At 59.7% G+C, this 11496-nt stretch carries 10 protein-coding genes; 6 read left to right on the top strand and 4 right to left on the bottom strand.

The features are described from left to right. A partial coding sequence (locus tag JOZ76_RS38600; RefSeq protein ID WP_441300080.1) for an IS630 transposase-related protein occupies positions 1-391 on the top strand: 391 nt, incomplete at its 5' end. Then, entirely contained in the window at positions 354-878 is a 525-nt protein-coding gene (locus JOZ76_RS38595; RefSeq protein WP_441300079.1) for an IS630 family transposase, read from the top strand. The genes JOZ76_RS38600 and JOZ76_RS38595, both read left to right, overlap by 38 nt. Positions 879-1438: 560 nt before the next feature. Here JOZ76_RS38595 and JOZ76_RS23580 read toward each other — a convergent pair. Continuing rightward, the gene (locus tag JOZ76_RS23580) at positions 1439-1744 is read right to left on the bottom strand and encodes a hypothetical protein (protein ID WP_291702410.1); all 306 of its coding nucleotides are present in this window, start codon (positions 1742-1744) and stop codon (positions 1439-1441) included. A 331-nt stretch (positions 1745-2075) separates the two neighbouring features. Here JOZ76_RS23580 and JOZ76_RS23575 point away from each other — a divergent pair, with 331 nt between their 5' ends. After that, positions 2076-2333, top strand: a complete 258-nt coding sequence (locus tag JOZ76_RS23575) for a hypothetical protein (protein WP_291702408.1) — start codon at positions 2076-2078, stop codon at positions 2331-2333. A 19-nt stretch (positions 2334-2352) separates the two neighbouring features. Here the strand turns inward: JOZ76_RS23575 and JOZ76_RS23570 are convergent, their stop codons facing one another. Genes JOZ76_RS23570 through JOZ76_RS23560 form a run of 3 tightly spaced genes read right to left on the bottom strand, consistent with a single transcriptional unit; the run spans position 2353 to position 8466 of the window. Further along, complete coding sequence (locus JOZ76_RS23570; protein WP_291702406.1) at positions 2353-3966, bottom strand: efflux transporter outer membrane subunit; 1614 nt, start codon at positions 3964-3966, stop codon at positions 2353-2355. Continuing rightward, positions 3950-7195 carry an efflux RND transporter permease subunit gene (locus tag JOZ76_RS23565; protein ID WP_291702405.1) on the bottom strand — a complete coding sequence of 1082 codons (3246 nt, stop codon included), beginning with the start codon at positions 7193-7195 and terminating at the stop codon, positions 3950-3952. Before JOZ76_RS23565 ends, JOZ76_RS23570 begins: the two co-directional genes overlap by 17 nt. 47 nt (positions 7196-7242) lie before the next feature. Continuing rightward, complete coding sequence (locus JOZ76_RS23560; protein WP_291702403.1) at positions 7243-8466, bottom strand: efflux RND transporter periplasmic adaptor subunit; 1224 nt, start codon at positions 8464-8466, stop codon at positions 7243-7245. Positions 8467-8957: 491 nt separating this feature from the next. On the opposite strand from JOZ76_RS23560, the gene JOZ76_RS23555 reads away from it, so the two are divergent. The 3 genes from JOZ76_RS23555 (at position 8958) to JOZ76_RS23545 (ending at position 10652) form a co-directional block, all read left to right on the top strand. Then, positions 8958-9104, top strand: coding sequence for a hypothetical protein (locus JOZ76_RS23555; protein ID WP_291702401.1), 147 nt, complete (start codon positions 8958-8960; stop codon positions 9102-9104). A 330-nt stretch (positions 9105-9434) separates the two neighbouring features. Next, positions 9435-9824 (top strand): hypothetical protein, encoded by a 390-nt coding sequence (locus JOZ76_RS23550; RefSeq protein ID WP_291702400.1) that lies wholly within the window; start codon positions 9435-9437, stop codon positions 9822-9824. Positions 9825-9983: 159 nt separating this feature from the next. Continuing rightward, positions 9984-10652 carry a YqaA family protein gene (locus JOZ76_RS23545; RefSeq protein WP_291702399.1) on the top strand — a complete coding sequence of 223 codons (669 nt, stop codon included), beginning with the start codon at positions 9984-9986 and terminating at the stop codon, positions 10650-10652. Positions 10653-11496 lie beyond the last annotated feature (844 nt).

The raw sequence follows: 11496 nt of genomic DNA, 5'->3' as shown, positions 1-11496 counted from the left end.
GGCAGGGATGGCGCATGGGGAGGCTCTTCGCGTTCGGGTGGTCAAGGCCGTTGTTGAGGACGGTCTTTCGCGGAACGAGGCGGCGCGGATTTTCCGGGTCGGGATCGCAAGCGCGATCCGTTGGGTGAAAACGTTCGAGGAGACGCGCCGCACGACGGCTTTGCCGACCGGCGGGGATCGGCGTTCTGTGCTGAAGCCGCATCGGGACTGGCTGCTGGAATTGCGGCGTAAGGAGAACGATCTGACGCTCGATGCGATCGCCGAGCGTCTGCTTCGCACGCACGGCGTGGAAGTCGACAAGTCGATGTTGTCGCGCTTCTACGCCGCCGAGGGGATCAGCTTCAAAAAAAACCGTGCATGCCAGCGAGCAGGATCGTCCCGACGTCGCTGAGGGCCGGGAGGCGTGGCGGCAGGCGCAGACCAGTCTCGGCGGCCGACTGATTTTCCTCGACGAGACTTGGACGACCACCGCAATGACGCGTCGTTACGCCTGGTCCGACGTCGGCACACGCGCCATCGGCCATGCCCCGAACGGTCATTGGAAGACGACGACGTTTCTGGCGGGCCTTACCTGCAAGGGGCTGATTGCGCCTTTTGTGCTCGACGGGCCGATCAACGCCGCGTGGTTCCTCGCCTATGTGGAGCAAATCCTCGTCCCCGTTCTGCGCGAGGGCGACACGGTGATCCTCGACAATTTGTCGAGCCATAAGAACGAAGAGGCGGCGCGCCTTATCACCGGCGCCGGCGCACGCCTCCTGTTCCTGCCGCCCTACAGCCCGGATCTCAATCCGATCGAGATGGCCTTCGCCAAACTCAAAGAACTGTTGCGCCAAGCCGAAGCCAGCGATGCCTCTGGGACCTCATCGGCCGCACCCTGAACCTCTTCACCCCCGAAGAATGTGCCAACTATGTCCGTCATTGCGGGTACAATCCGCTTTGATCGCAACAGGCTCTAACCAGAAACTACTATGGTAGATGTGATGATTGAGTGATCGCGAATACCGAGGCTTGGCCCGTCTGTCAGTTCTCACTGATCAAGTGTGCACGCTCGAGGTCGCGCTTAAAGCCGCTCAATACGCTGTTCTTGACACGACCCTTGTAAGACTGTTGCAAGTGTGTTCATCAACTCGCCCAGCAGAGACTATGAACGGATTGCATGCATGCAAACGAGATGTCCGAAATACAGCTCGATTATTCGGTGGTCGGAAGGCAATGGGTCATCAAAAATGCAGGGTGCACGGATCTGGCTCACACGAGGTGGCGTGACCACCCCGAATATTGCCCGACACTGTCGCATATCGTCGAACCAGAGGTCATCTTACCCGGCGTGACTAAGCGTTCTGCGGTAACTGGCCGAGATCGCTGCCGGTTGTTCCGATCCACACTCTGATGCCGGCCAGACGGATGTCAATTCAGCGGAAAGCCCACGTCGCCCTGCTCAAAAGAGCGAGAAAGAACTGAGCGCGGCCGGGTCGCAGTCGATCCGCATGCGTTGACCCTGCCGTGGCGGTGGCTCTTGCCAGGTGATCACCTTGTACACGGTCCTTTCGAAGGGTGGCATGTCAGGCGGCGTCACCAATAAGGTCGCCTTGATCGTGTGGTGAAATAACGGTCCGATCGGCAATTCCTCGGAGCGGAGCACCTCGACCAGACAGGAGCCTGCATCGCGCTTGCTTGCCTGTCCAGCATCGGCAGCGCCAGTCATTGTTAGGAGCAGGATCGTCGCAACGGCAGCGCTCTTCATGGCATCCATCCGTTCATTCGGGAATCAGCGGCCTCGTTGCCGGATCAGCGCTTGGCGGCCGGCCGTCTATTTGATTCTCTGCGGGAAAGTTTAGCTCAAATGAGTGTCGTTTAAAGCGTTTGCGTGCGTTTCGAGCCCAAAGCCTCGAGCCGTTGCCGCAATGGGGCGTCCCGCTGGACTGCGTCGGGCCAAGCCTTGCCCCGGCAAAGCAGCGTAGCTATCTTTTCCACGTGCGGTAATAGCACACGATTTTCCGGGGTGACTTGCCTTGAGCACTGTGAAGACGAGGGTCCCTGGTGTAAAGGTCTCCAGAGGCATTTGGTTCGGGGGATTGGCGGTTCGGACGATTTTCATCGCCATTCTCATCGCGATCACCGCGCGCGTCTCCAGTCCTCAGCTCGAACACCTCTGGTCCCTGTGGGAGACGCCGAGCGACTTTGTCCGGGTCGTGCTGGGGACCGTTGTCTGCGGCTGGCTGTTTGTTCACCTCTTCATCCTGCCCAAGGATGATGCTGGTTATCGGACCTGGCTCTACCTCGGCTTTGTTATCCTGCCGCTGCCAATTCTTTGCGCGGTGGTCATCTGGTAAGATCGGCAAAAACCGACGCCTAATTCGGATTGGCAAGCGTGGCCTCGCCCATCGCACATTCGCGCCAGACTGGCGTCATGCAGGTGGCCGGCCAGCCGCCACCGAGCGCCATGAACAGGGCAGCCGTGTCGGCGAGCCGATTGGCTTCGGTCTGCACGCGAATCACCGAGGCTGTTAGATACGTCTGTTGCGCGTTGAGCACCGCCAGCTGATTGACCTGACCCTCGTTCAACTGCTTCTCGACAATGTCGAGGCTGGCCTTGGCTGTCTCCTCCGCGTGCACGGCCGCCTTCACGGCATGCGCGTCGGCCTGCAAACCGCGCAATGCGTCCGCAACATTCTGGAATGCGGTGATGACGGTCGTACGATACTGCGCCTCGGCCTGCTCCAGTGCGGCTTCGGCTGCCTTCTGCTTGTTGTAAAGGGTAAAACCATCGAAGATCGGCGCAGTGACGCTCGCGGCGAGCGTGTAGAAACCGGTTCCCGGCGCAAAGCTTTGGGCAAAGTTGTACCCGCTCGTTCCCCCATTGGCTGAGAGCTGGAAGTTCGGGAGTCGAGCGGCGATCGCGACGCCGACCAGCGCACTGGCTGAATGCATGGCGGCTTCCGCAGCTCGCACATCAGGACGCTGGTCCACCAGCTTGCTTGGCAAGCTGACCGGCAGGTTCGCCGGCAGCTTCAACCGCGCGAGCTCAAACTTCTGCGTGATTTCATCAGCGGATAACCGTCCGGCCAGGGCCGTAAGCAGGTCGCGCTGCAGAGCAAGCTGTTTCTGCAGCGGCGGCAGCAATTGCTCCGCCGCAGCGAGCGCCGCCTCCTGTGCCAGCACATCCGCCTTAGCGACCTGACCGGACTCGTGCTGACGCTGGAGGATCCCGAGCAGCCGGCGCTCGATCGCGATGATACGCTCGGTGGCGGCGATCTGGCCACGGAACGATGCTTCCTGAATCGCTGCGGTCACGACATTGCTGGTCAGCGTGAGATAGGCGGCCTCGAGCTGGAACAGTTGCTGCTCGGTGACGGCGTCGAGATTCTCAACCGCGCGGAAATTGGCGCCCCAGACGTCCGGCACGAAGCTGACCGTGAGCTGATGGGTCACCAGCGAGAAATGGGTCTGCGGGACCGCACCGAGGTCGCCGCCAAACACGGTGCCGGCATTCGACTGCAAGATTTGCGAGGAGGTCGAATTGCCCGTGACCTGCGGCGCCCAAAGGCCACGCTGGGCCAGTGCATTGAAGTTTGCGACCTTGATCGCGGCCTCAGCGGACTGCAGGTTGGGATTATGATTGACCGCGTCCCTGACCAAGTTATTGAGCGGCGGAGAGCGAAAAGCCGCCCACCATCGCGCCGAGACATCCGCGCCTGTGATGAAATGCTGGCTCGCGATACGTGGCCCTCCCGACCCCGCCTCCGGCTGAAGGAGTTTTTTGCCGGGCAAGAAACCAGCGACCGGAGGCGCAGCCGGCGGCTCGAAGTTCGGGCCGACGCAGCCCGACACAGCCAAGGCAACTCCCCCTACCAGCAGGCGGTAGGCAGCAAATCGCGGTCGATGGTCGGTGCCTCGCAACAGATCGATCCACTTACAACGGTTTTGGCGGGGAGCCCCGATGCCGATCCTAGGTCTGTTCGCCATTTGGCGCACCATCGTCATCGGATGTTTCCGCAGTTTCTTGTGCTAAGAATATCCGCCGTAGCGCGGGCGCAACAACGAGCAGCAGCAGCGGCCCGATGAACATGCCGCCCACCACCACAGTCGCCAACGGCCGTTGCACCTGGCTGCCGATGCCGTGCGAGATCGCCGCCGGAAGCAGACCGACACCCGCCGATAGCGCCGTCATCAGCATCGGGCGCATCCGCTGTTCGGCGCCGCGGAATACTGCTTCGGCTACCCCCATACCCTGCGCTCTCAATTCGCGGAAATAGGTGATGTTGAGGATGCCATCCATCACCGCAACACCGAACAGCGAGATGAAGCCAATCGCGGCCGAGACACTGAAGGCAAGGCCCGCAAAATATAGCGCGATCAAGCCCCCGCCGATCGCAAAGGGGATGCCAGCAAGTGCCAACAGGCTGTCGCGTACCGTGTTGAACAGCCCGTACAGGAGAACCAATATCAGCAGCAGCGTGATCGGAATGACGATGATCAGACGCTGCTTTGCGGTTTGGAGGTCCTCGAATTCGCCCGCCCAGAGAATCTGATAGCCATTCGGCAGCTTGATAGCTTGGGCGACTCGCTCCTGAGCCTCAGAGACGGTCGAGCCGAGGTCGCGGCCACGCACGCTGAATTTGATCGGAATGTAGCGCAGGCTGCGCTCGCGATAGATAAAGGATGCCCCCGTATCGAGCGAGATGTCGGCAAGCTCGCTCAGTGGGATGTAGCCATTGGTGCCCGAGGGAGTCTGATAAGCGACCTTGACATCACTGATGGCCTCGATGTTGCTGCGGTATTGCGGATCGAGCCTCACGGCAACCCCGAACTGCCTGTCGGCTTCGAGCACCGTCGTTGCGTTGGTCCCTCCCATGGCCGCCTGAACCACGGTATTGACATCGCCGGCATTGAGACCGTAGCGCGCCGCCTTCTCGCGATCGACCTTGATGTTGAGATTCGGCTGTCCCAGCAAGTGGAAGACGCCAAGGTCCTCGACACCGCGCACCTTGACCATCTCGGCCATGACCTGCTTGCCGAGCCGCTCAAGCACCTCAAGGTTCGGTCCGACAATCTTGACGGAATTGGCGCCCTTCACACCGGACAGCGCTTCCTCGACATTGTCCTGAATATATTGCGAGAAGTTGAACCCGATGCCCGGCAACTCCTCGGCGAATTCCTTCTGCAATTGTGCGGTGAGCTTTTCTTTCGTCAGATAAGCGGGCCACTCGTCGAACGACTTCAGAGGCGCGAAAAGTTCGACGTTGGAGAATGGCGAGGCATCGCTGCCGTTGTCCGGTCGGCCGTGCTGTGACACGACCGTGATCACCTCGGGATGGCGCAACAGGATCTCCCGCATCTTGCGGGTTGCCTCCGTGCCAGCCTCAAGCGAAATCGTTGGCGGCAGCGAAGCGCGAATCCAGAAATTGCCTTCCTCAAGCGCGGGCAGGAACTCGCTGCCGAGCTGCGAGGCGGCCAGAAAGCTTACTCCCAGAAATGCGGCGCCAATAAGCACCGCGAGCCTCACGTGACGGAGCGCAAAGCGCAGCACCGGCGTGTAAGTAGCGCGCAGGCCCCGCACGATAATGGTCTCGACCTCCTGAATTTGGTCGGGAAGTAGGAGTGCAGCCAGCACCGGTGTGACGGTGAAGGTCGCCAGCAGCGCTCCAAACAGCGCGTAGCCGTAGGTGCGCGCCATCGGGCCGAAGATCTGTCCCTCGACGCCCTGCATCGTGAAGAGGGGAACGAAGGCGGTCACGGTGATCGCGGCGGTAAAAAAGACGGCCCTGTCGACCTGCAATGCGCTCGCAAAGATGATACGAAGCCGCTCCGTCCACCGGTGACCCACGGGCCGCGGTCCGGTCGGCGAAGTCGGATCCTGTCCCCAATAACCCTCGGAGAGTTGATTGAGCAACGCCCGCCTGTGCTCCGCGGGCGATTGGAAGTTGCGGTAAACATTCTCCATCATGATTACGGCGGAGTCGACGATGATGCCGAAGTCGACCGCCCCCAGCGACAGCAGGTTGGCGTCCTCTCCCTGCAGGACCAGGATGATGATGGCAAAGAACAGCGCGAACGGGATGTTAACGCTGACGATGATGGCGCTGCGCAGATCCCCCAAGAAAATCCACTGGATCAGAAACACCAGCACGCAGCCAAAGATCAGGTTGTGCAACACGGTATGTGTGGTCACCCCGACCAACGAGCTGCGATCGTAGAAGGGGACGATTTTTACACCCGGCGGCAGGCTTCCGTCCGAGTTCAGCCTTTGGATCTCAGTCTGCACCTTCGGGATGATGTCGTTGGTGTGCTCAGTTCGCCGCATCACCACGATGGCGGCCACGACATCGTCATCATGGTCCCTGCCCGCGATCCCGAGCCTGGGAACATAGCCGACGGAGACCTTGGCAACATTCTTGATCTGAATCGGTGAACCGCCGGACTGGGTCAGGACAATGTTTTCGATGTCCTGAACGTGATAGCCGTTGGTGACATCGTCGGCGCCGCCGCTGTCAATCAGGCCGACACCTCGTATATTGACCGACTGCTGTCCGATCGAGATCTCTCGGCCGCCAACATTGGTATTGGCGTTGCCGATCGCGGAGATGAGCTGAGGAATCGTAATATTGTAGGCCTCGAGCTTTCCGAGGTCGGCGTTGACGTTGAACTGCTTGGTAGTGCCGCCCCAGCTGTTGATCTGCGCCACGCCGGGAATGGTGAGCAGGCGGCGCGTGACGACGTAGTCCTGCAGCGTGCGCAGGTTGGTCAATCCGAAATGCGGCGGTCCGACGAGCTGGTAGCGATAGATCTCGCCGACCAGGCTCGATGCCTGAATGGTCGGCACCAGGTTGCCCGGCAGGGTCACGTTCTGTTGCAGGCTAATCGAGGCCTGCGTCAGCGCAAAGTAATAGTCGATCCCGTATTTGAAAGTGACCCGGACAAAGGACAAACCATAGAACGAGGTCGAGCGGATATTGACCACGCCGGGCGTCGGATAGAGCCCGACCTCCATGGGTATCGTATAATACTTTTCCATCTCCTCCGCGGAGAGGCCCGGAGCCTGCGCGGTGATTTCGAGAATGACGGGAGCGGGATTGGGATAGGCCTCAACGTTCAATTTGGTAAACGCGACCAGTCCGGCCGCGCAGAATACCAGCAGGCCGAGCACAATGATCGCACTGCGCGTGAGTCCGAACTCAAGGATTGACTTTATCAAGTGGCCCCGCGGAGTCTTGGTTGGTTGGTGCTACGCGCCGATTGCATTCAACCTGCTTCGCCCAACAGCAGCTTGTTGCTCAGGAATACCGCGCCCTCGGTCACGACGGTCTCGCCGGGCTGCAGGCCATCCAGGATCTGAACCCAACCGCCCTGCCGAATCCCGATCTGCACCGTCCGCTTCGTAAAACGCCGGCTGTCGGTCGTGACCCAGACGGTCATGGTGCCATCTCCTTCCCGCACCACCCCTCCTTCCGGTACCGCGAGTGAGTGTGCGGAATTTCCGACCCGTATCACGAAGCTTGCATACATTCCGGAGCGTAGCAGATGCTCGGGATCGTCGACCTCCGAGCGAACCAGTTGCCGATGGGTGGTGGGATCGATAGTCGAGCCGACGGTCGTGACATGCCCTTTGAAAACCCGATCCGGATAGGCCGGCACCCTGACCTCGACCGGCTGACCAGCCTTGTAGGCCGGCGCGTCGGTCTCGATGACATTCGCAATCATCCACATGGTCGAAATGTCGGCTATCGAGAACGGCGCGGGCGCTGTGCCCGGCTGGGTCAGGAATCCCGGTGCGGCATTGCGGGTGACCACCCTTCCACTGATTGGGCTGGGTACCACGAGCGTCGAGTCGATCTTCCGATCGCTCAGGATCTGCTCGATTTCGGCATCCGACTTGCCGAAGATGCGCACGGCGTTCTTGGCCGACTTGAAGTTACCTTCCGCGGTCTGCTCATCGGAGGTTGCCTGATCGACGTCCTTCTGAGCGCTGCCGCCCGCCTTCAGCAGGCCGGTCGCACGCGCCAGAACCTTCTTCTGCAATTCGAGCACGCCCGCACTCGCCAATAGCGACGACTCGGCCTGCAGAAGATCGGGGCTGTCGATCGTGAAGAGGACATCGCCTTGCTTGATGTCGTCGCCCACATTGTAGAAGGCCCTAAGAATTTTTCCCGGATACTGCGAGAAAACCTGAACGAGCATGTTTTCGTTGAAATCGATGGCGCCGATCGAGGTCTTATAGACCTCGAATTCGCGCGTCTGAACTGGTCCGACCTTGATCGAAACAGCCTGCCTCTCCGAGAGTTCAACGAACGGGATATCATTTTCTGCAGACTGCCCCGAACCGGCAGACGGCGATCGAATACCGCTCGTAGTCTCTGACGCCCCAGGGACGACAACCAGTTTGGTCCAGACGAGGAAAACGCCGGCGATCGCACACACGATAGCCAGCACACCCCAGGCGCGCGGGTAATCCCGGAATAGCCTCATTCGAATGCCCTAATGCACGATCAGGTCGCCGCCACGAGTGATTCCTGCTGAGCAATTCGCGAAACTCGGAACGAAGCAAAGAGGAACGAACGCAAACCGAAAGCCTTCAGCAGACAAAGCTGCATAATCGCCCGCTCACCGGCGAGCAAGGACGTCTTCGCTTTAAGGACAATGTTAATTAGCGAAGCTTACGCCACGCTTACCAAACGAGCAGAAGCTTACACTGACCTTACAACGACGCGCATTATCCACCGCCCTGCCCGTCGGCATCACTCCAAAGAGCAGTTGTCTGGAAATTTCTTTGTACTTGGGTGATCCGTGTGAGTACACTCATCGCATAATTGATACCGCGTCCGCGCTCAATTAAGCGGCGACTACTGACAACAATAGGTTTGTCGCCGAGGTTTGTCGTGGGGCTTGCGATGAATCGAAGCTTTGCCTCCTGGACAGCATTTGCCTCAGCGTTCATCGCAAGCGGGTTGGCGCTGCGGGTGGCTTTCAGACTGGGGCTCGCCGCTCACTATGGCGGGCAGAGCTTCATATCCGAATCGGACACGCAGTCGCGAGTGGCCGCGGTGGCGGGGCTTGCCGCCTTGGTCTCGGCGATCGCTCAGATCATCGAAAAGGCGTCAAAGTAGTCTCGGCTACTAACAGCTTTCGCGAAGACGCGAGGTCGAATATCGCTTCAGCTATCGTTTTGTTGCCTTCGGCGATTGGCGTGTGACTGCTGTGTCGCCGCGCCGGGGCGGCACGACTGGGCTGTTCTGTGCGGTAGGGCCACCAACATAACTCATGCCCTTCTTCGGACCTCCGACAGCGCCCTGCGCAAGGGTCGGCGAAGCCCACAAGCTTCCGACAACGACGATTGCGCAAGTTTTTCTGATCATTTGGCGGCACTCTCTTGGGGTTTTTCGTCGGCTCCGCGAAGCTCAACGGACTGTTTGTTTCAGCTCTTTTTGATTCAGATTATGATCCTATCGCCTGAACCGGGTTCGGAAGATGATGGCGGATTCAGAAGCGACATTTTGGGGGAACGCATGCCTCTTGATCAAGCAAAAATGCTGCTAACCGTTGCGATCGTCACGCTGCCGTGGCCGGCCCGCGCTCAGACGCACAGCACTTCGAGAGTCGAAGCAGCGCCGACCGGCCAACCCTATGACTATATCGTCCACGTACCGAACACGTACGACTATCGCTACAATCCGCAAGTCCGGGACGACCGTCTTTCCTCGGCGAGGCGAATGGTCCGGCAATTTTGCCCCAAGACTCGGGTCGTCGGCGACAATGTCTTCCAGACTGAGATTTTCGGATTGATCACCGGCAAACCAGACTACGTCGTCTATATCCAATGCCGCTAAGAGGCCCGCCATCAGGCGTTATTGCCTTTCCACCGGAGACGCCCAAGGTCACATCGGCGAGAACGACAGTTTCCCCGCCGGCCACCATACGTCGGCCATAGTCGTCTGACGTTGCGACGCACAAGGTGCGGAGAGCGGCCGTCACGAAATACTGATCCGATGAAGCTGGAGTCATGCTCGCGTCGCAGCTACGACGAATGGGGCCGTTGTGGAGCAAGTGACGAATACCAGATGCCCCTTTTCACCAAGAACCGCGAAGCCTGGCTGCGCCGGGCCGAGGCCTTCTCAGACAGCAGATGGGGCGTAGCACTGCTTGCGCTGATCGCGTTCGCAGATAGTTCCGTGCTTCCGGTCTTGCCGGATCTCCTGCTCGTCCCGATGCTGCTGTTGCGGCCAGACCGTGGCTTCTTAATGACGGTCGCTTGCGTGATCGCGTCATCTGTCGGAGCTCTCGTGGGCTATGGCATCGGTCATTTCGCCTGGGCCGCGCTTGGGCAAACCGTGGTCGACATCTATGGGCAGGCCGAGAATTTTCACCGGTACCAGAGGCTCGTCGAACATTGGGGGGTCTGGATCATCATTGCCAAGAGCTTCACGCCGATCCCGTTCAAGTTCATCGCGATCGGCGCGGGCGTTGCATCTATGAGTCTTGTGACCTTCACATTCGCGACTCTGATCGGACGTACCCTGCACTTTGCCATCGTTGCGGCACTCGTGGCGTTGTGGGGGCATCAATTTCTGCAATTGGTGGAGAAATATGAACGTTGGCTCGTCAGCCTCGGGCTGCTCACCGCCATCGGTCTCGGTATTGTGTACGCCACTCGGTAGCGATACGGCTCATGGGGGCCGCTCGGTGGCCTTCAGTCCACGCTGGACGTGTGTAGGCTGTGCGCCAGTCGATCACGGGTTGGCTGAAGCCGATTTAAGCCCTGGCATCATGCGAAGCGCGCAGCCATGCTTTGGATCAAGTCCTGCTTGGTCGCCCGGCGGGCAGGTATTATATGGATCCAATCACCATACCGAGCGAAGCGCCACCGCAATTGCTGCAGCACACGTTGCCCGGAAGGTATCCCGGCTTCGGCCGAACCAAGCTCGTGCGGCAGCATCGTGCCGTCCAGCTGCCTGCAGGCGCAGATGCCTCTTGCCCTCGGCGCAATTCCTGAGTCGGAGGGCAATTGCCGCCACTTGCGACACTCTTCAGCAGGCGGTGCGTGTGCTTGAGACCGATCCCGCATCTACAATATCCGCAGGATCGCTCGCCGCGGGCAATGAAATGAGAAGCTGTTGATCGGGGGCTGCGAAATGCGGGGCTGCTCGAATAGACCGCGCTCATCATCACCCGGTACCGGAAGGCACTCGACCTGGCAGCAGCGATCATTGTGCATGCCAAGCCAAGCATAGCAGGCGGTACCGGAATCGGAGCTGGCGAAGAACCACGACGCCTGCAAGTAGTCCAGCACCGAAGTCACGCTCGTTTCTGCTGCGAGTCTGGTCGGCCACAGGCGCCTGACCGGCGTCAACCTGTACACATACATTCGCTTGAAGCACGATTTCGTTGTGCTATCACGCGCCGCATTAGAAAAGTTGGAGAGACGAAATGGCAAAGAAGGCAAGAACCGCGCGCAGAAGGGAGTACACCAAAGAGGATGTCAAGCTCCTCAAGGCACAAAGG

It is taken from the genome of Bradyrhizobium sp. (assembly GCF_019244115.1).
Taxonomy (GTDB): Bacteria; Pseudomonadota; Alphaproteobacteria; order Rhizobiales; family Xanthobacteraceae; genus Bradyrhizobium.
This window is presented reverse-complemented; position numbering and strand designations above follow the sequence as displayed.

What these genes read in the sequence shown, in the direction of transcription:
- JOZ76_RS23580 (WP_291702410.1), bottom strand. Translation starts at nt 1,744, where the DNA reads ATGAAGAGCGCTGCCGTTGCGACGATCCTGCTCCTAACAATGACTGGC.
- JOZ76_RS23570 (WP_291702406.1), bottom strand. Translation starts at nt 3,966, where the DNA reads ATGGCGAACAGACCTAGGATCGGCATCGGGGCTCCCCGCCAAAACCGT.
- JOZ76_RS23545 (WP_291702399.1), top strand. Translation starts at nt 9,984, where the DNA reads ATGAAGCTGGAGTCATGCTCGCGTCGCAGCTACGACGAATGGGGCCGT.
- JOZ76_RS23560 (WP_291702403.1), bottom strand. Translation starts at nt 8,466, where the DNA reads ATGAGGCTATTCCGGGATTACCCGCGCGCCTGGGGTGTGCTGGCTATC.
- JOZ76_RS23550 (WP_291702400.1), top strand. Translation starts at nt 9,435, where the DNA reads ATGATCCTATCGCCTGAACCGGGTTCGGAAGATGATGGCGGATTCAGA.